The organism is Fictibacillus barbaricus (assembly GCF_031457135.1).
Taxonomy (GTDB): domain Bacteria; phylum Bacillota; class Bacilli; order Bacillales; family Fictibacillaceae; genus Fictibacillus; species Fictibacillus barbaricus_A.
Map to the genome: position 1 here is coordinate 56342 of NZ_JAVDWA010000003.1, position 18630 is coordinate 74971.

Below are 18630 nucleotides of genomic sequence, written 5' to 3' on the forward strand. Positions count from 1 at the left end.
GCTAGCGTACTTTCCTTTCAATAACCTCAACTAGACGCTTCTTAACAGATTCTAATGGCATTTGGCTAACTACTGGTGCCAAGAATCCGTGAATGATCAAACGCTCAGCTTCAGCCTTTGCGATTCCGCGGCTCATTAAATAAAACATTTGAAGCGGATCAATACGTCCTACAGATGCTGCGTGTCCTGCAGTTACATCATCTTCATCAATCAATAGGATCGGGTTCGCGTCACCACGTGCTTTTTCGCTTAACATAAGCACACGTTCAGTTTGCTCACCGTGAGATTTTGTAGCACCATGCTCAATTTTAGTAATACCGTTAAAAATAGAGCTGGCGTTATCTTTCATTACCCCATGAGTAAGAATGTAACCTTCAGAATGTTTTCCGTGGTTAAAAATTTGTGCCACGAAGTTTTGTTTTTGATCACCTCGGCCGATTGTTACCGTTTTTGTATCAGTAAATGAACCGTCTCCGATAAGGTGCGTTGTATTATCTGAAACTGTATTTCCGTCATTGAACTGACCAAGTGCCCATTCAATGCGAGCATCACGGTCAGCACGGCCTCGGCGGTTTACATATGAAGTCATTCCTTTTGCAAGGTTATCAACAGCTCCATAAACCACTTTTGAACCACTGCCAGCATATACTTCAGAAACGATGTTTGCTACAGACTCTGTTGTGTCATTTGTAGAAAGGTAGTTCTCTACATACGTTACAGAACTATTATCTTCTACAGCCAGAATCACGTGGTTGAACAATGCCGCTTCATCATCTTGATAGTAAATCGCTTGAATTGGTGAAGTTACTTCTACGTTTTTAGGTACGTATAGAAAAGCACCATTTACAACAAGTGCCGCTTGAAGTGCTGTTAAACGGTTCTCATCAGCCGCAACTGCTTTCATGAAGTACTTCTTCATCAATTCTTCGTTATCTTTAGCTGCCGTAAGCAAGTCTGTGTAAATAACACCTTGTGACTTCACTTCTTCTTCCAATGTGAAATAGACAAGGTTCCCGTTATGAATAACAAGAACGTTCTTTGCTTCTTCTTCTGTTCCGATTAGAGCTTTAACATCTTCAGGCAATTCATTGAAGCTAACTGCTTTTCCAGTTGCTTCATGCTTGAATTCGGTAAAATTCCATTTATCGATTTTTGTTTTGTCTGGTTTTGGCATCGGCAAGTTGTTCGCTAGTTCCAATGCTTGCAAACGAAGTTCCTGCAACCAAGCGGGTTCTTGTCTGCTGTTAGAAAAATCGGTTACGTAGTCCTTATTAAATCTTAGGCTCGTATCAACTGACATGTATAGTCCCCCTTATTGCTTACGCTTCTTGGCCAACAGTTTCGTCTTTAATACCTAGCTCTTCTTTAATCCAGTCATAACCTTCAGCCTCAAGGCGCTGTGCCAGCTCAGGTCCGCCAGATTTCACGATGCGTCCTTGCATCATAACGTGTACTTTATCCGGTGTGATGTAGTTCAATAGACGCTGATAGTGAGTAATGATCAGGCAGCCAAAATTAGGGTTGCGCATTTCATTTACACCTTTAGCTACTACTTTAAGTGCATCGATATCTAATCCTGAGTCGATTTCATCAAGGATTGCGATTTTCGGCTCAAGCATCATCATTTGAAGAATTTCGTTACGCTTCTTTTCACCGCCTGAAAAACCTTCGTTAAGGTAACGGTGAGCAAATGTGTTATCGATTTCAAGGTGATCCATCTTTTTATCCAATTCACGAATAAACTTCATAAGAGAAATTTCTTCGCCTTCTTCACGTTTTGCGTTGATTGCAGAACGAAGGAAGTCAGCATTTGTAATTCCGCTTACTTCAGAAGGATATTGCATAGCTAGGAACAATCCAGCTTGTGCGCGCTCATCTACTTCCATCTCAAGCAGATCTTCACCATTAAACGTTACTTTACCAGAAGTAACTTCGTATTTCGGGTGACCCATTAACGCTGCAGAAAGAGTTGACTTTCCTGTTCCGTTTGGTCCCATGATTGCATGGATTTCTCCACCATTTATTTCGAGATCTAAACCTTTCACAATCTCTTTATCTTCAATTGAAACGCGAAGACCTTCAATCTTTAAATTAGGTGCTGACATAGTACAACCTCCAATGTGAAATCTATCTAAGATTTTTGATAATAGGCATAGAATAGCCATTCTCAATTTATTCTCATTCTAATCTTATAACAAATGAAATGTATCTTCAAGGAACGAGGGCAAAAGAAATGAGGAAATAATAATTTAACTCAAGAAAGCTCCTTATTTATTCGTGCAATCCCTCATTTTATGTATAGATAGCTAACCAATCCTGCAGCATCAAAAAGCGGAGGAGCTTGCATGGAAAAGGATTTTGATGTACGTATTTCTCATGTGGCATGCATCTTTCTCGCATCGCGCTCGTATTTTTCAGATCTCGCTCGTATTTTTTCGAATTCCGCTCGTATTTTTCAGATTTCGCTCGTATTTCTTGAAGCCCGCTCGTAATTCTCTTCCAATTAGTAACATATTAAATTCTTTTTCATTTACTTCATATATTTCTGCCCAATTTTGTTAATAAATAACGAAAGATAACTTAAAAAATGCAAAAGCTGGCTCATTTATGATTAATACCATAATTGAGTCAGCTTATCGTAATTTATTATATTAGATTACTGAAGGTTCTAGTGGTTCGCCGCATCTGCTGCGATTTTCAAACCTTTTTTGTACTCTTTTTCACGTTCTTTCTCAACATCTAATCGTTTTTCCAAATCCCTGTCATACTCTGCGTAACCGCAACCATGTGATTGGTGCATTGCTTTTTCCATTTCAGTAGTATGTTTTGTTTTTATGGGGTGGATAATGAATCAATCCTTTCATGATTAATTGCTCATATCATACCAAGGATCATCATCACACCCAACTTGCATATCACATGCTACATCCGTGTATGAAGTTCTCTCGTAATGCACAGTAGACACATCAGAAACATTCTTAGAATTCCTGCCATATCCTCTCGTTTCCTTCATATAACTCTGGAATCATTAATGTCTTGGTTTGTTTAGTTCCTGGATGCACTCTTGAACGAGTGTTACACCTTGACTCATTGCAGCGCCGCCGCCAAACGCAGCTGAAACGCCTACCGCTTCTAAAATCTCGTTTTCTGAGCAGCCTTGGTCCAAACAGCCTTTTGTATGATAAATGATGCAATATTCATCTTGGGAATAAATACTGATGCCAAGCGCGATCAGCTGCTTGTTTTTCTCAGATATTTCTCCTTCTTTGAAACAATGCTTCGTAAATTCACTATATGCATGAGTCAGTTCAGGCATATGCTCGTTATACTTTCCTAATCCCTCTTTGTAGCGAATTAAATGATGCTGTGTTGAATTAGAACCTTTCATCGGCTGTTCTTCTTGTTTCATGTTAAACACTCCTGTCACTTAAATAGTAAACAAAATTAGTATGAGTTATTAACGAGACTGATATGTAACAAAAGTCTTTTAATAAGGCTCTTTTCTAAAAGATTGTTGCTTCTGAGGCATTTTTATAATTTGACTCCAATGCCAGGTTGATTGGAGTGTAAGGTGTGAGACTCCTGCGGGACAGGCGGGCAGGTGAAACACTTATACTCGAAGTGTACGAATGTGGCTCACCGTCTGCCCCGCGGAAAGCGAGCATCCTGTAACTGAAATCACTACTATCAAAAGCTCCAATGAATACGAAAAGAGCCTTTATTAAAGAAAAAAGGATGACTCAGTTCGAGCCACCCTTTTTCTCACTTTATTTATTTACAGGTACGACTGCACCTTTATATTTCTTCTTGATGAAGTCTTGAATTTCTTTAGAGTGAAGAACATTCACTAACTCTTTTACAGCTTTTTTGTTTTCGTCACCCTTACGAACGGCGATAATATTCACGAATGGTGAGTCATTGCCTTCAATTGCGATGGCATCTTTTTGAGGATTTAACCCTGCATCAATCGCATAGTTTGTGTTGATCATAACAGCGTCGCCTTCACCATTTTTATAGGCTTTTGGAAGCATTCCTGCATCAACGTCTGCTTTGAATTTAATGTTCTTAGGATTTTCTACAATATCTTTAATTTGTGCATCATAGCCTGCACCTTTTTTAACTTTGATTAAGCCTTCTTTTTCTAAGATTGCCAGCATACGGCCATGGTCAGCTACTGAGTTAGACATAATAATTGTAGCACCTTGTGGAAGATCCTTTAATGACTTGTATTTTTTTGAATAAACACCAATCGGTTCAATATGAATTCCACCAGCATTTACGAACTTATAGCCGTGATCCTTCATCTGAGATTCCATGTAAGGAACGTGCTGGAAGTAGTTCGCTCCGATTTCTTTTTCAGCTAAAGATTTGTTTGGAAGTACATAATCCTGGAACGTTTTGATCTCAAGCTCGATGCCTTTTTTCTTTAAAAGCGGCTTTGCCTCTTCTAAAATTTCAGCATGTGGAACATTTGAAGCTCCCACAATAATTTTTTTGTCGCTAATGCCGCCTTCTGTTTTGTTGCCGCAAGCCGCAAGAGCAGCTGCAACGACAGCGATAAGTAATACTGTTACGATCTTTTTCATATGAATTTCCTCCTTGTTGTGGTGTTATCTCTTATCTAAAGCAGTCGTAATTCGATCTCCTATCCATTGGATAATAAATACGATCACTAAGATGAGTGCAGTGGAAACAAGTGTTACATCGGCATTATCGCGCTGATATCCTTCCATATAAGCAAGGTTCCCAAGTCCGCCTGCTCCAACAACTCCTGCCATTGCTGTATAGCTTACAAGGGCAATCGCTGTAACAGTGATCCCAGAGATCAGTGCTGGCATGCTTTCAGGAATTAACACTTTAAAAATGATTTGGGCATTTGTTGCCCCCATTGATCTTGCTGCTTCGATGACCCCTTTATTAATCTCCCTCAAAGCGATTTCTACCATTCGTGCATAAAATGGAGCTGCTCCAATAATTAAAGCGGGTAAGGCAGCTTCTGCTCCAAGCATTGTCCCTACGAGAAAACGTGTAAACGGGATAAGAAGGATGATTAAGATAATAAATGGAATCGAACGGAACACATTGACAACAATGGCAATGATGCTATTAAAGAATTTGTTTTCCCATAGATTTCCTGGCGATGTTAAAAATAAAGCCAGTCCTAGTGCAAGCCCTAAGAAAAATGTAACGATTACTGATATGGCCGACATATACAACGTTTCGTTTGTAGCCTGTAAAACTGTATCCCATTGAACATTCGGAAACCAAGTACTAAGCATTATGAATCACCTCAACCTCTACCTGCACACTGTCCAAAAATACCATCGCTTTTTCCAGCGCAGTGTCACTGCCCTTAATTTGAATAAACAGTGTTCCATATGGACCATTTTGCGTCTGCGAAATTTTCCCTTGCAGGATATTAACATCCACTTCAAAATTCCGGATCAATTCTGTAATCAGTGGCTGACCTGTCCGGCCTCCTACAAAAGTAAGCTGAACGATCTTTCCTTCAGGAAATTCATCGATGAATTGTTTAATCGTATCAACGGTTTCTTCTGGCTCTGTAACTTGTTTTACAAAGTCTTTTGTTATGTTTTGAGCCGGGTTTTTGAATACGCTCAATACATCTCCTTCCTCAACAACTTTACCGGTTTCCATCACAGCTACTCGATGACAAATTTTTCGAATGACATGCATTTCATGAGTAATTAATACGATGGTCAAGCCAAGCTTCTTATTGATTTCCACTAAAAGATCTAAGATACTGTCTGTCGTTTTAGGGTCTAGTGCTGAAGTGGCTTCATCACATAATAAGACTTTAGGCTGATTTGCAAGAGCTCTTGCTATCCCAACACGCTGTTTTTGACCGCCGCTCAACTGTGCAGGATAAGAGCCGCCTCTGCCTTCTAAACCGACCAGATTAATGAGTTCATCTACACGTTTGTTAATCTCCGCTTTTTTTACACCAGCAATTTCTAATGGAAAAGCAATATTTTCACGAACTGTTCTAGACCATAGCAAGTTAAAATGCTGAAAGATCATGCTGATTTCTTGTCTCGCTTCTCTTAACTGTTTTGAAGAAAGCTCAGACATGTTTTTTCCGCCGATCGTAACAGAACCGCTAGTAGGTCTTTCGAGCATGTTCAGTATACGGATGAGTGTGCTTTTCCCGGCACCACTGTACCCGATAATGCCGTATATCTCTCCTTGATTTATTGTTAAATCTACCGTATCAACAGCCTTTACTTCACCATCTTTGGTTTGAAAGACTTTACGGACTGAATGTAAGTTAATCAAAATACCTAACCTCATTTCCTAAATAAAAATAAAAGACTATTTTCGTGATGATTGTTGATCCTTAGAAGTGGTTGATTTCCGTTTCAGGATGCTCGCTTTCCGCGGGGCGTGCGGTGAGCCTCCCTGGCGCTTTGCACCTACAGGGTCTCACCTCTCACGCTGATCCCGCATGAGTCTCGCACCTTGCACTCCAATCAACTTGTCAATGAAGTCTATTTCAAAAATCCCCTAAAAGAAATCTTTTAGAATAGAACCAATAAAAAAATGCCTTCTGCTTCAATATGAGCAGAAAGGCATAATATATGCGCGTTCTCCTCATCTCCCAAGACAAATCATGCCTTGCAGGAATTGGCACCTTTCTAGTTGACGTTTATGCCAACTAGCGGTTGCCGGGTTTCATAGGGCCAGTCCCTCCACCACTCGTGATAAGTTAAAGCGTTGCGTTATTAAGTTAAAGTGATACATTTTAAAGTCGATGTGAAAAATAATAACATCGTTGTCGATAGGTGTCAAACTTTTTTCGCATTTTTGAACATTAGCCCGCTAGATATTTGTTCCCAGTGAGAACTTAAATAAAAGATGGCTTCCCATTTTAGGCGCTGTCTCAGAGTCCCTTGAAATTCAACCATTTCTTGACGCAAAAGGGTAGTCAGTTTCATCTTTCCTTCTAACATCAATATAAGATAGTTTGGATTCCCTTTAAAAATAACAATCCGGTTGCTGTTGCCTTCTTTGTAGCCAATCTTCAGCGTTGTATCGTTATACATTTCAAAGTTCGGCTTAACCGGAATGTTATACAAAAGCAGATAAGGACTTTTGGCAATCTGTTCTTCAAAAAAGTGTACATCCAACATAAAAATCCCCCCGAATTGATTGTTACTTTTCTTTGTTCGTGAGGAATGCTGGTAAACCTTTATAAAGAGTTCGACAGTTCTTATGAATCGTTTTTGGAAATACGACAGGTTTAATCATTTTTAGTGATTATGCCTGTTATTCCCCGATTCGTTGCCATTATGTCCTTTGCCATGCTCGCTATTTTTATCCTTCTCAACTCTGCTATGATCACGGGTATTTGTGTTTCGATTTCTGTTTTCAACGTGATTTTGATGTCGATTCTCTCTTTGTTGGCTGGCTGAATGATTTCTGCTGTGATTGTTATTCACGTTTTCTTTGGTGCTGATTGAATTACGCTTTACTGGTTTTTCATGAACCGGTCGTTTATTCTCGTTCAAACGCTTTGGTTCATGTACGTTAAGATTGTTTTTAGGTTTTTCAATGTATTCTTTTTTATCTTCATTCTTGTTATGTTTAGACCAATCTGCCTTTTTGTGTGTATGCTCATGATTGATATCTTCTGGTATATGCATTTGGCGCGGATGAGGAATCATCTTTAAATCTTTAGATGAAACAGCCGCTTTCTTTTGGAGATCTTGAATATCAGCTTCTTTTATCATCTTTTTTTGTATAGGCTTTACTTGTTTATTCGCTTTTTGATAGGCAGTCAGTTTCCCTGAAGAAACGCCTAGCTGTGCCGCTTTTTTGCGTGTATCACGATTTGTTTCCGTTACCGTAATGGCAACTGGATACTTGACAGCTGCCTGTTTCACTATGGAGTTAACTGCTTGATCCAATTCTGCTTCTGTTTTATCGTTTCCTTTTTCACTAGCTACCGTTGTAATTAGCATGGAATGATCTGATTTCATATATCCTTCCGCTTCATAAGCGTTTATCAGCTGATTAGCAAACGCCTCAAATGATGGATGTTTTTCAATGGATAGCTTATGCTTCTTAATTAATTGCTTTGCTTCTTCATTAAATGCAGAAAGTTCAACAACATGCATTCCATCATCTACACCAACCTCTAAGCTAGGATTAATATCAAAGCTTACATAAGCTGCTGCAGCAGACTCATTTCCAAAGGGGATTATCCCGGATAACAAAACAAAAGCCACTAAGAGTGACACACACAACGAAAGTGAAGGCAACGCAAAAAGACTTCTCTTTTTGTAGGAAAAATAAGAAGTCTGGTATTCATTGCCCACGAGTGGACGTTTCCCTTTTGGAATTCTAACCGTAACAAACGTACCATCTTTCATAAGTAATGTTGCTTTGTTATTGATTATCTCTATCACAATGCCGCTTTTCAATGATATCCCCCCGCACGTAGCAGGATCAGTAGGAAATTGCAGGTAAGAGAGTACTCTCTTACCTCACAATTAGATTACTTCACCTTAAGGCTGAATGTATGATTTCAGCGCTTGGAAATCGCCTAAGTATATTAGTGATACTGCTATTATATACTTTCGATTTCTCTCTATGGTTTTTCGACTACAGGATACCATATTTAATAAATCTTTTATCGGTAATTGTTTCTTTTCCTTCAAAAATGAGGAAAGTTCTTCACTTTCAGCTAAAAGACGTGCGATTTCTTTTGCGTTTTCGCGTGCATCGACGTGTTTTGGACAGTGTTTGCTTAACACTTTAAAATTTAATCCGAACGTTTTTAACAACTTTTGGTATTCTTCAATTTCATAAACTCTATTCTCTACTTGAAGCTGATCTTCAAAATGATCCATAGCTGCCTTTTGTTCAGCATAGCTCTCTTCTAATCGTCCTTCTTCATCCTCTTCATCAGGCTGAAGAAAAATCAAACGGTTTTGACGAACTTCTTTGCGGATATAATCAATGACACGGCGTCTGATTACCATATCAGCAAATGAAAGGAAACGGCTCCCTTGGCCTTCCTGATACTGATCAATTGCTTCATTAAAGGCAAAAAGACCTACACTAAACTCGTCCATTGTACGATCTATATATTGACTGCATACTTTTGACGTTACTTTTTTAATAAATGGTTGATAGTCATCTATAAGTTCATTTCTTAATTTTTCATCTTCTCTTTGCTGGATCGTTAATACCTTATCTTCTAGGCTTGTAAGTTTATTCTTTGCTAAAGGAAATACAGCATTTAAATTTAATGATGTCATGATTATCAATCACCTCTGTTAAAAAATTGCGTTCCGGTTATTTTTTTAGTCAGTTATTTTTTGTATTAAACAAATCATTCTTATTTACCACATTTATGATGGGAGCAAACATGAAACAAGCTCTCCTAATCATTTATACCATGACTTTTGACATTTGTAGGATACAGTTCTATAACAATATTACAGCTATCGTAACATTTGTGACTTTCTTGTTAAATTACTGAATAGACGAAAATAACTGATAATTTTCCTTTACATTCCCAAATCCCTTATTCCAATAGTGTCTATACGCCATTTTCCGACAAAAAAACACACACCTCTTTATTACATAGAAGTGTGTATATGACATTTATTTACCATATTTTGTTTTGAGAAAAACCCCCGAAAAAAGATCTTTTCATTAGAATTAGGTCGTTCCATTTCCGTTATGGGGCTTAAACCACATTTTCTTTCAAAAAAAATTTACTTTTGAATGATTTCTGTCATCGTTTTATATAAATCTCCTGCTGATTGAAGTGCATAAATTCGCTTTATCGCAATTCCCCTCGAGATCACCAGCAGACAAGGCACGCTCGTAACGCCGTATTTTTCCGCTAGTTCAGGCATGCTATTAATATTGCACACACCAGATTGAATAGAATTCATTCTATCAGGCTGCCCTTCAATTGTTGCCACTGCTACTTCAAACATTCGTTTTCCTACCTTGCAAGTTCCGCATAAAGGTGTTTCTAAATAGAGGAAAAAGGGTTCTTTACATGATAATTCGACTATTGCATTCCAATTGCTTCGCGTAATTTCTTTCATATCTATAAGCTCCATTAAAGTTGTAGTAAGATTTTGTGTAATAAGGATAACATGAAAGCTCTTGTAAGTGGTTGATTTCCGTTTCAAGGTACTCGCTTTTCGCAAGGTTTGGTAAGCTGCCTTGGCATCAAAGGATTATTCGATAAAAAATCAAAAACCTCCTTTATCCGCCCACCGGTTAGCCGATGTCTTTTGGGTTAAAAGAGGTCATTTATTGTTTATCCTAAACAATTTTTATGAATATTGAAATGAGCACCGACCAACACTTTTGCCAAATACATGAGTGGGGTTTTTGCTACTTCTCTGTACATTTTATGAATATATAAATGCTCAGCATTCGGCAGCTCTCGTTGAAGCAGCTTTCTTAACTTGTGACCAGCATCATCAGCATCGACTAAGATGTAAACATCTCTATCTTCTATAGCTATTGCAAGTTCCTCTAGTTTGCTAAGACCTAGTGTTCCGTTTGTACATATGATTTCAACAGGTTCATCTAAGATCGTAGCTATCTTATCTTTGTCAGATTTGCCTTCTACAATGATTACTTTATTCATGCTTCCATCCATTACGCATCTCTCCTATACATTGAAGCACTATTAAATGAAGACATCGATTAATATTATATTTGCTTTATTTTATTAAAATCCTGCAAGAGATGTTCTTTATTAATATTCCCCTTTTTAGTTATTTCCTACCCCATTTTTAATGTCGCGGTTTTTTTTGATGACTTTTCTCTCAAAAACAGGTAAAAGCGTTTACAAAAGAAGGATTCAGGTTAAATGTTGAATATTGTGATAATGAATTTGGTTGTAATGAATGTCGCTATAAGCGGCGAGCGGCCATACTGAACGTCTCGTGAAAAGAGGGCAATTGTACGCTGAATCAACTAATTTCAAGGGCAACAATTTTTTAGAAACTGGCTTATTAAAAAAAGGAGCGATTAAATGGCGAGTAAAGCTGAAAAGATGAGTCGTGAAGAAGCTGGGAGAATGGGTGGATTAAAGACTGCCCGTTCAAAAGGCAAATCGTTTTTTAAGGAGATTGGAAAAAAAGGCGGTAAATCAACAGCTGAAACTCATAATTCTAACTTTTATCAGGAAATCGGAAAGAAAGGAGGCAACTCAACTTCAAGATCACAAACGAAAGAATTTTATCAGCAGATCGGTAAAAAAGGCGGGCTTGCATCGTCTTCGAAAGATTAAAGAAGCTGGCGTATTTTGTATGAAAACGTTGGTTCGTGGTTATTTGCAAAATATGTGGAATTATTAAACGTGGATGTATTGAAAATCAATAATGAAAATGAAATTTATAAGTGGATTGGCGTATTTTTTCAGTGAAGGATACCTCAAAATAACTGTATCTTGTAAAAAAACAGAGCAAGAAAGTGCAGCTTTTACACTTTTTTGCCCTGTTTCTATTATTTTAGATCAGCACCAGCCTTTGTCGCATTCATCCACATATTTTGTTGGATTCGGGATTTCTGCCGGCTTTTCACTTTTATAAATTTTATCTTGGTTGAACTCAAATCCTTCAGCCATCTCGTACATATTCCCTTGGTTTGTAAAATGAATTTGTCCGATTTGATCTTTATCAAGATATAGCGACATGGAACCGCCATTCATCTTGCCAAACACTCTTGATGTTACATCTCGCTTGTTCTGGTCCATATAAAAAAATCCCTCCATAAAAGAATTTAGCAATACGCCTATTCTTTCCTGAAGAGATTTATTTCATTAGTCTTCTTTAATTAGTTCTTCATATTGTTCAGCTGTCATTAATTGATCAAGCTCAGAGGAATCTGAAAGTTCAACAACAACCATCCATGCTTTTTCATATGGAGACTCGTTTACTAGCTCTGGGCTATCATCTAGATCAGCGTTTACTTCTACAACTTTTCCAGAAACAGGAGCGTAAAGTTCAGAAACTGTCTTAACAGATTCTACACTTCCAAACGGTTCGTCTGCTTTAAGTTCATCTCCCACTTCAGGAAGTTCAACGAATACGATGTCACCAAGTTCATCTTGCGCAAATGCAGTAATACCGATACGAACTTTGTTGCCTTCTTCCGATTTTGTCCACTCGTGCTCTTCTGAATAGCGTAACTCTTTTGGAAATTCCATGTGTTATCCCTCCAGCTTTTCTTTTTGTTTATAGTAACTACAATAAATAAATATCGTAGCCAGTAACGAATTTACTTTTTCCAAGCCTCTTCATATTGCTCTTCTTTAAAGCCAACTGTAACCCTATTTCCGTCTGTTGCGATTGGTCTTTTGATCAGCATCCCGTCAGATGCTAAAATCTCAAGCAATTCTTCATCTGTTGCTGTTTTCATCTTGTCTTTCATACCTAATTCCCGATACTTTAAACCACTCGTATTAAAGAATTTTTTGATTTCCAACCCGCTGGTTTCCACAAGGTTTTTAAGTTCTTCCTTAGAAGGAGGGTTGTCCACAATATGTACAGGTTCAAAGGCTACTTCATTTTGCTTAAGCCATTTTTTTGCTTTTTGACAAGTTGAGCATTTCGGATATTCATAAACCTTCAGTAGCATTATATCACCCCTTTTCATAGTACCACAAACACGAATTTTTACTAAATAAAATTGGTCAAAAAAAGACTCCTTCATTCATTGCCTTTATTTGAGAATTTTAATCAAGTTTTATTGACAAGAAGCTGTTTTGACATACTTTGCTGTTCTTGTAAGTTGTTGATCTCCGTTTCAGGATGCTCGCTTTACGCGGGGCAGGCGGTGAGCCACATTCGTACGTTTCACTTATAAGTGTCTCACCTGCCGGCCTGTCCCGCAGGAGTCTCACACCTTACACTCCAATCAACTTTCAGTGAAGACAAATAAATAAGATTAAAATGGAACAATCTTTTAGAATATAGCCCTTAGAAAAGAGTTTTACAAAAAAAGGCCCTCCTACATAAGTAAGAGGGAAAGATAGAATTTTGAAGGTTAGCGTAAAATAATAATATGAAAAATTAAACGGTGTAGCGTTCTTCTTCAAGAAGTACAGCAGCGATTTCCCGCTTCTTCTTAATCACATTAACTGGTGTATAACGCGTTAATTTCTTAAGAGCTGAAAGCATCATGCGCAGCATATCGCCTTCTTCCACAGCGATGATTGTTTCCTTCGCATGTGCTTCAATGCGATTAAATGCTTCCTGGCAGTAAACTTCCGTATAAAGAAGTTTTTGTTTTGCCTTTTCCAAGCCTGATTTTCCGATTGCCTTTTCTGTACGCAATAATACAGATTCCATATTGTAAAGCTCACTGATAATATCAGCCATGTTGGATAAAACCTCTTGCTCTGCTTCAAGCTTCGGACCAAACTTTTGAACAGCGAGTCCTGATGTCATCAAGAAGATTTTTTTCGCCATCGAAACGAGGTACTTTTCTTGATCTAAAGGTTCAGTACCTACCTCAACAGGCATAAGCATCATCAATTCTTGCTGAAGTGCAGTCGCTTTTTGGATGAGCGGCAACTCATTTTTCATCGCTTTTTTCACAAGCGTTCCTGGTACTAGCAATCGGTTGATCTCATTTGTTCCTTCAAAAATACGATTGATGCGGGAATCGCGATAAGCCCCTTCAATTTCGTACTCTGACATGAAACCATATCCGCCATGAATTTGAACGCCTTCATCTACTACATAATCTAATGTTTCTGAAGCAAATACTTTATTTAATGAACATTCAATCGCATATTCAGCTATTGCTTTTGCGATTTCTGGACCATCGTTTTGCTTTTCTTCCGATAATGCACCTAGACGGTTTTCGAACAATCCAACTGTTCTATAAACAGAGCTTTCAGAAGCATAAGTTTGAACAGCCATGTTGGCAAGCTTTTCTTGGATTAAGCTGAAAGAACTGATCGGACGCTTGAACTGCTTGCGTTCATTCGCATATTTCACGGAAACTTCCATCGCACGTTTGGAAGCACCTACACATCCTAAAGCAAGCTTATAACGGCCAATATTTAAAATATTGAACGCGATCAAGTGGCCTTTTCCTGCTTCCCAAAGCAGGTTTTCTTTCGGAACAGCAACATCCTCTAAAATGAGGGTACGCGTTGATGAACTCTTGATCCCCATTTTCTTTTCTTCAGGACCCGTTGATACACCTGGGAACTCTCTTTCTACGATAAATGCAGAGAATTGCTCGCCGTCAATTTTGGCATATACGATAAATACATCTGCGAAAGCGGAGTTCGTGATCCACTGTTTTTCTCCGTTCAGCACATAATGAGTGCCTTCTGCATTCAGTCTTGCAGTTGTTTTCGCACCAAGTGCATCAGAACCAGATCCTGGCTCAGTTAACGCATACGCTGCAATTTTTTCTCCTGTTGCGAGAACCGGCAAGTACTTTTTCTTTTGCTCTTCGTTACCAAAAAGAACGATCGGCAATGAACCAATACCCACGTGTGCTCCATAGCTGATTGAAAAACCGCGTCCGCGCGCAAATTTTTCTGTAATTAAGGAAGAAGAGATCTTATCCAGACCTAGTCCGCCGTACACTTCTGGTACATCGGCTCCAAGCAATCCTAGCTCCCCTGCTTTTGTAAGCAGTTTGCGGGATACTTCGAAGTCGTGATCCTCCATCTTTTCAAGCTGAGGGACAACTTCTTTCACCACAAAATCTTCCGTCGTTTTCGCGATCATATTGTGTTCTTCTGAAAAGTCCTCTGGGGTAAAAATATCTTCTGCAGTTAGGTCTTCAATTAGAAAACTTCCGCCTACTACCGCTTTTTCTATCGTATTAGACATTCCTATTTCCTCCTTATTATTAACCTACGAGTTCGAATACGCCCGCAGCACCCATTCCGCCGCCAATACACATTGTGACAATACCGAATTGTTCGTTTCTGCGTTTCATTTCGTGCAGTAATGTTAGAGTCAGCTTCGTTCCTGAACAGCCTAGTGGATGGCCAAGTGCGATGGCACCGCCATTCACGTTCACCTTATCTTCAGGAAGGTTCAATTCACGAATGACTTGAACCGCTTGAGAAGCAAATGCCTCGTTTAATTCGAAAAGACCGATATCAGACAGCTCCAGCCCTGCCATTTTCAATGCTTTTGGAATTGCCGCAACCGGACCAACGCCCATAATGTCAGGCGCCACACCAGCAACTGCAAACGAACGGAACTTCAATAAAGGCTTCAATCCTTCCGATTCTGCTTTTTCTCTGCTCATGAGAAGAACCGATGCTGCTCCATCACTTGTTTGAGAGGAGTTTCCTGCTGTTACTGAGCCTGTTGGCGTAAACGCAGGACGCAGTTTGCCGAGTACATCTACCGTTGTACCAGGGCGTACTCCTTCATCGATCGAGACGGCTACTTCTTTTTCTACCAATTTGGACTGCTCATCCAGCCAGCGCTTCATAACATGCACCGGAACAATTTCATCATTAAACTTTCCGTCTTTAATAGCATTAGCTGCTTTTTGATGACTTCTGACTGCAAATTCATCTTGATCTTGTCTCGAAACGCCGAATCGTCTTGCCACTTCCTCAGCTGTATGCCCCATTCCCATATAATATTGAGGAACCGTTTCAACGAGATAAGGATTCGGTTTCACAACGTGGCCAACAACCGGAACAAGGCTCATGGATTCTGCACCGCCGGCAATAATCGCCTCCGCTTGCCCGAGCATGATCTTTTCAGCGCCGTAAGCGATACTTTGCAATCCAGAAGAACAAAACCGGTTGATCGTAATCGCAGGAACCGTTTCTGGCAGACCTGCGCGTGCTCCAATCAAGCGTGCCATGTTCATCCCTTGCTCTGCTTCCGGTACCGCACATCCGATGATTAAATCATCGATCTCACCGTCGTATCCGCCAGCGCGCTTCAATGTTTCTTGAATCGTCAATGCCGCTAATTCATCCGGTCTCATATGTGCAAAAGATCCTTTTTTCGCTTTTCCGACAGGCGTTCTGGCACCTGCTACTATGACTGCATCTTTTATCATTCTTTTCTTCCCCCCTTTAGTTTCTTAGCGGCTTGCCTTTTACAAGCATATGCTGCATTCTTGCCTGGCTCTTCGGTTCTCCTGCTAGACTTAAGAATGCTTCTCTTTCTAAATCTAATAAGTATTGTTCATCGACAAGTGTTCCTTCTGGGACTCTTCCTCCTGCAAGGACGAATGCTAGTTTTTTAGCAATTTTCAAATCATGCTCTGAAATATACTGGCTGAAATGCATCGACTGTGCACCGAGTGCCAGCGTTGCGTAACCTGCTTCACCGACTACCGGGATTTTCTTTCTTGCCGGTGGTTTATAGCCTAAGTTGGAAAGTGAAAGCACCTGGCTCTTCGCATCATGTATTAAATGATCCAGATTAGCAGATATGTTATCTTCGTTTCGCAAAAACCCTAGTTTAGCAGCTTCTTGTGCAGAAGTTGAAACTTTAGCCATGGCGATCGTTTCAAAAGCTTGATTGGCAACGTCCTGCAGATTTCCTTTTGCGCCTTCAGGCAGCTGATCTAGAAGTCTAATGTATAGCTCTTTGTTTCCTCCGCCTCCAGGAATGAGCCCTACACCCGTTTCAACGAGACCCATGTATGTTTCAGATGCCATTTGCAGCTTTGCAGCTGGTAAAGAAATCTCCACTCCTCCACCTAATGTCATGCCGAAGTTTGCAGCAACAACTGGCTTTGTGCTGTAGCGAACTCTTGCCATTGCCTGCTGGAATTGACGAACCATCATATCCAGTTCGAAAAAGTTATCATCTTGCGCTTCCATTAAGATGAGCATTAAGTTCGCACCGACACAGAAGTTCTTTCCTTGGTTGCCGATTACAAGTCCTTTATAGTTTCTCTCCACTTCATCAATTGCTTTGTGAAGCATCATGATAATGTCAGGACCGATTGCATTGTTTGGTGATGTGAACTCAAATCCTGCTACGTCATCACCTAAATCTAGTATTGTTGCTCCGCCGTTTTTAGCTATCACATTTCCTTTTTCTTTTAAACGGCTCAAATGAATCACTTTCTTGTTTTCTTCGATCGGCAAGTAAGTTCCGTGATGGTAATAGGAACGGTCACCTTCTGCTTTTGTATAGAAAGACGTTTTTTCTGATTGGAGCAGCTCTTCTACCCAAGAAGGAATCGTCTCACCCTCTGTTTTCATTCGTTCAACAGACTCTTGCAGTCCGATTGCATCCCAGATTTCGAAAGGTCCATGCTCCCAGCCGAAGCCCCATTTCATCGCCTGATCGACAGAAACTAAATCATCCGCAATCTCGTAGCATTTTTCTGCTGAATACAAAAGTACGGGTTTAATAATGTCCCATAATAGTTTCCCAGCACGATCTTCACTGTATAAAAGCGCTTTCACTTTTTGCCCAGTTGATTTCATTTGTTTTGCGGCTTCCAAAGTTGCCGTTTTCATTTTGGAACGCGGTTTGTATTCAAGCGTTGATGGATCTAACTCGAGGATCTCGCTTCCCGCTTTACTTCTTTGTTTCAGATAGAAGCCTTGACCCGCTTTGCTTCCGGTCCACCCCTTTTCAACCATTTCGTTCAAGAAATCAGGAATCTCAAAAACTTCTTTTTCTTTTCCTTCAACTTGGTCATATACGTTGCGTGCTACATGAAGGAATGTATCTAATCCAACGACATCTAACGTACGGAATGTTGCAGATTTAGGTCTTCCAATGAGGGGACCTGTTATAGAATCCACTTCTCCGACAGTAACGCCGTGCTTCATCATTTCCTGCATCGTTACCATCAGTCCGTATGTTCCGATTCGGTTCGCAATAAAGTTTGGCGTATCCTTTGCTTCGACAACACCTTTACCTAGAACGTTTTCCCCGAACGTACGAATAAACTGAACAACTTCAGGCTTTGTATCTTTTGTCGGGATGATTTCAAGCAATTTCAAATACCTTGGCGGATTAAAAAAGTGCGTGCCTAAGAAATGAGCTTTGAAATCTTCAGAACGGCCCTCCGCCATTGCATTGATGGATATCCCTGATGTGTTTGAAGTGATGATACTTCCTGGCTTTCTGTATTGATCAACCGTTTCAAAAAGTTTCTGTTTAACATCTAACCGCTCAACAACCACTTCTATAATCCAATCAACTTCTTTAAGTTTTTCTAGATCGTCAGTTAAGTTTCCGATTGTTATAAGATCTAAGTTTTCTTTCACCGCTAATGGAGCAGGTTTTTGTTTTAAAAGCTTTTTCACTGCTTCATTCGTGAATTTATTACGGAATGCGGGATGATCCTCCGTGATTCCTTTCGCTTTTTCTTCTTCACTTAGAGTAGGTGGTACGATATCCAATAACAATGTTGGAATTCCGACATTTGCTAGGTGTGCCGCGATACCAGAGCCCATTACACCAGAACCTAGTACAGCAGCTTTTCGGATTTCACGAGACAAAATAGACTTCCCCCTTCTATTGAATGAATGCTCATTCATTTTTTAACCATAAAAAAATTACCTATAAATAATATAAAATATATTCTGAATTTTAGCAATAGTTGTGTATTATTTCTTGTGATTTGATTTAAAATTCTTTTTGGGGTCTGTCCCGGGTC

At 39.5% G+C, this 18630-nt stretch carries 19 protein-coding genes and 1 riboswitch; of the genes, 1 reads left to right on the forward strand and 18 read right to left on the reverse strand.

Going from position 1 to position 18630, the window contains the following annotated elements; translation table 11 throughout:
* Nucleotide 1 precedes the first annotated feature (1 nt).
* From sufD to J2X07_RS09480, 12 genes are all read right to left on the reverse strand, one after another.
* A complete protein-coding gene (sufD, locus tag J2X07_RS09425) occupies nucleotides 2-1300 on the reverse strand; it encodes a Fe-S cluster assembly protein SufD (RefSeq protein ID WP_310258299.1) in 1299 nt (432 codons plus the stop codon).
* A gap of 19 nt (nucleotides 1301-1319) precedes the next feature.
* Complete coding sequence (gene sufC, locus J2X07_RS09430) at nucleotides 1320-2105, reverse strand: Fe-S cluster assembly ATPase SufC (protein ID WP_310258301.1); 786 nt, start codon at nucleotides 2103-2105, stop codon at nucleotides 1320-1322.
* A gap of 563 nt (nucleotides 2106-2668) precedes the next feature.
* The gene (locus tag J2X07_RS09435) at nucleotides 2669-2800 is read right to left on the reverse strand and encodes a hypothetical protein (protein WP_310258303.1); all 132 of its coding nucleotides are present in this window, start codon (nucleotides 2798-2800) and stop codon (nucleotides 2669-2671) included.
* Nucleotides 2801-3028: 228 nt separating this feature from the next.
* Nucleotides 3029-3409 (reverse strand): carboxymuconolactone decarboxylase family protein, encoded by a 381-nt coding sequence (locus tag J2X07_RS09440; RefSeq protein WP_310258305.1) that lies wholly within the window; start codon nucleotides 3407-3409, stop codon nucleotides 3029-3031.
* Between the two features lie 358 nt (nucleotides 3410-3767).
* Nucleotides 3768-4586 carry a MetQ/NlpA family ABC transporter substrate-binding protein gene (locus J2X07_RS09445; RefSeq protein WP_310258307.1) on the reverse strand — a complete coding sequence of 273 codons (819 nt, stop codon included), beginning with the start codon at nucleotides 4584-4586 and terminating at the stop codon, nucleotides 3768-3770.
* 24 nt (nucleotides 4587-4610) lie between these two features.
* Complete coding sequence (locus J2X07_RS09450; RefSeq protein ID WP_310258309.1) at nucleotides 4611-5279, reverse strand: methionine ABC transporter permease; 669 nt, start codon at nucleotides 5277-5279, stop codon at nucleotides 4611-4613.
* On the reverse strand, nucleotides 5272-6297 hold the full coding sequence (locus J2X07_RS09455; protein ID WP_310258310.1) for a methionine ABC transporter ATP-binding protein: 1026 nt from the start codon (nucleotides 6295-6297) through the stop codon (nucleotides 5272-5274). Before J2X07_RS09455 ends, J2X07_RS09450 begins: the two co-directional genes overlap by 8 nt.
* A gap of 312 nt (nucleotides 6298-6609) precedes the next feature.
* Nucleotides 6610-6729: riboswitch (SAM riboswitch) on the reverse strand.
* A 77-nt stretch (nucleotides 6730-6806) separates the two neighbouring features.
* Nucleotides 6807-7151 carry a hypothetical protein gene (locus J2X07_RS09460; RefSeq protein WP_310258312.1) on the reverse strand — a complete coding sequence of 115 codons (345 nt, stop codon included), beginning with the start codon at nucleotides 7149-7151 and terminating at the stop codon, nucleotides 6807-6809.
* Between the two features lie 120 nt (nucleotides 7152-7271).
* Complete coding sequence (locus J2X07_RS09465; RefSeq protein WP_310258313.1) at nucleotides 7272-8444, reverse strand: anti-sigma-I factor RsgI family protein; 1173 nt, start codon at nucleotides 8442-8444, stop codon at nucleotides 7272-7274.
* 84 nt (nucleotides 8445-8528) lie between these two features.
* Nucleotides 8529-9284, reverse strand: a complete 756-nt coding sequence (gene sigI, locus J2X07_RS09470; RefSeq protein ID WP_310258314.1) for an RNA polymerase sigma-I factor — start codon at nucleotides 9282-9284, stop codon at nucleotides 8529-8531.
* 462 nt (nucleotides 9285-9746) lie between these two features.
* Complete coding sequence (locus tag J2X07_RS09475) at nucleotides 9747-10088, reverse strand: thioredoxin family protein (protein WP_310258316.1); 342 nt, start codon at nucleotides 10086-10088, stop codon at nucleotides 9747-9749.
* Between the two features lie 218 nt (nucleotides 10089-10306).
* On the reverse strand, nucleotides 10307-10654 hold the full coding sequence (locus J2X07_RS09480; protein WP_310258318.1) for a toprim domain-containing protein: 348 nt from the start codon (nucleotides 10652-10654) through the stop codon (nucleotides 10307-10309).
* 378 nt (nucleotides 10655-11032) lie between these two features.
* Between J2X07_RS09480 and J2X07_RS09485 the strand changes: the two genes are divergently transcribed.
* Nucleotides 11033-11290 (forward strand): general stress protein, encoded by a 258-nt coding sequence (locus tag J2X07_RS09485; protein WP_310258319.1) that lies wholly within the window; start codon nucleotides 11033-11035, stop codon nucleotides 11288-11290.
* A gap of 225 nt (nucleotides 11291-11515) precedes the next feature.
* Here J2X07_RS09485 and J2X07_RS09490 read toward each other — a convergent pair whose 3' ends face one another.
* The 6 genes from J2X07_RS09490 to J2X07_RS09515 all read right to left on the reverse strand — a co-directional run bounded on the left by J2X07_RS09490 (nucleotide 11516) and on the right by J2X07_RS09515 (nucleotide 18472).
* Nucleotides 11516-11755: a YusG family protein gene (locus J2X07_RS09490; RefSeq protein WP_310258321.1), complete on the reverse strand. Its 240-nt coding sequence runs from the start codon at nucleotides 11753-11755 to the stop codon at nucleotides 11516-11518.
* Between the two features lie 66 nt (nucleotides 11756-11821).
* On the reverse strand, nucleotides 11822-12208 hold the full coding sequence (gcvH, locus tag J2X07_RS09495) for a glycine cleavage system protein GcvH (RefSeq protein ID WP_310258323.1): 387 nt from the start codon (nucleotides 12206-12208) through the stop codon (nucleotides 11822-11824).
* A gap of 71 nt (nucleotides 12209-12279) precedes the next feature.
* The gene (locus J2X07_RS09500; RefSeq protein ID WP_310258325.1) at nucleotides 12280-12639 is read right to left on the reverse strand and encodes an arsenate reductase family protein; all 360 of its coding nucleotides are present in this window, start codon (nucleotides 12637-12639) and stop codon (nucleotides 12280-12282) included.
* Between the two features lie 434 nt (nucleotides 12640-13073).
* The gene (locus J2X07_RS09505) at nucleotides 13074-14858 is read right to left on the reverse strand and encodes an acyl-CoA dehydrogenase family protein (protein WP_310258330.1); all 1785 of its coding nucleotides are present in this window, start codon (nucleotides 14856-14858) and stop codon (nucleotides 13074-13076) included.
* A gap of 19 nt (nucleotides 14859-14877) precedes the next feature.
* Nucleotides 14878-16056 (reverse strand): acetyl-CoA C-acetyltransferase, encoded by a 1179-nt coding sequence (locus tag J2X07_RS09510; protein ID WP_310259022.1) that lies wholly within the window; start codon nucleotides 16054-16056, stop codon nucleotides 14878-14880.
* Nucleotides 16057-16075: 19 nt separating this feature from the next.
* Nucleotides 16076-18472 carry a 3-hydroxyacyl-CoA dehydrogenase/enoyl-CoA hydratase family protein gene (locus J2X07_RS09515; RefSeq protein WP_310258331.1) on the reverse strand — a complete coding sequence of 799 codons (2397 nt, stop codon included), beginning with the start codon at nucleotides 18470-18472 and terminating at the stop codon, nucleotides 16076-16078.
* Nucleotides 18473-18630: the final 158 nt, after the last annotated feature.

Coding starts and splice junctions, on each gene's coding strand:
- sufC (WP_310258301.1), bottom strand. CDS start 2,105: ATGTCAGCACCTAATTTAAAGATTGAAGGTCTTCGCGTTTCAATTGAA.
- sigI (WP_310258314.1), bottom strand. CDS start 9,284: ATGACATCATTAAATTTAAATGCTGTATTTCCTTTAGCAAAGAATAAA.
- sufD (WP_310258299.1), bottom strand. CDS start 1,300: ATGTCAGTTGATACGAGCCTAAGATTTAATAAGGACTACGTAACCGAT.
- J2X07_RS09500 (WP_310258325.1), bottom strand. CDS start 12,639: ATGCTACTGAAGGTTTATGAATATCCGAAATGCTCAACTTGTCAAAAA.
- J2X07_RS09485 (WP_310258319.1), top strand. CDS start 11,033: ATGGCGAGTAAAGCTGAAAAGATGAGTCGTGAAGAAGCTGGGAGAATG.
- J2X07_RS09445 (WP_310258307.1), bottom strand. CDS start 4,586: ATGAAAAAGATCGTAACAGTATTACTTATCGCTGTCGTTGCAGCTGCT.
- J2X07_RS09480 (WP_310258318.1), bottom strand. CDS start 10,654: ATGGATGGAAGCATGAATAAAGTAATCATTGTAGAAGGCAAATCTGAC.
- J2X07_RS09505 (WP_310258330.1), bottom strand. CDS start 14,858: ATGTCTAATACGATAGAAAAAGCGGTAGTAGGCGGAAGTTTTCTAATT.
- J2X07_RS09460 (WP_310258312.1), bottom strand. CDS start 7,151: ATGTTGGATGTACACTTTTTTGAAGAACAGATTGCCAAAAGTCCTTAT.
- J2X07_RS09450 (WP_310258309.1), bottom strand. CDS start 5,279: ATGCTTAGTACTTGGTTTCCGAATGTTCAATGGGATACAGTTTTACAG.
- J2X07_RS09440 (WP_310258305.1), bottom strand. CDS start 3,409: ATGAAACAAGAAGAACAGCCGATGAAAGGTTCTAATTCAACACAGCAT.
- gcvH (WP_310258323.1), bottom strand. CDS start 12,208: ATGGAATTTCCAAAAGAGTTACGCTATTCAGAAGAGCACGAGTGGACA.
- J2X07_RS09490 (WP_310258321.1), bottom strand. CDS start 11,755: ATGGACCAGAACAAGCGAGATGTAACATCAAGAGTGTTTGGCAAGATG.
- J2X07_RS09475 (WP_310258316.1), bottom strand. CDS start 10,088: ATGAAAGAAATTACGCGAAGCAATTGGAATGCAATAGTCGAATTATCA.
- J2X07_RS09435 (WP_310258303.1), bottom strand. CDS start 2,800: ATGCACCAATCACATGGTTGCGGTTACGCAGAGTATGACAGGGATTTG.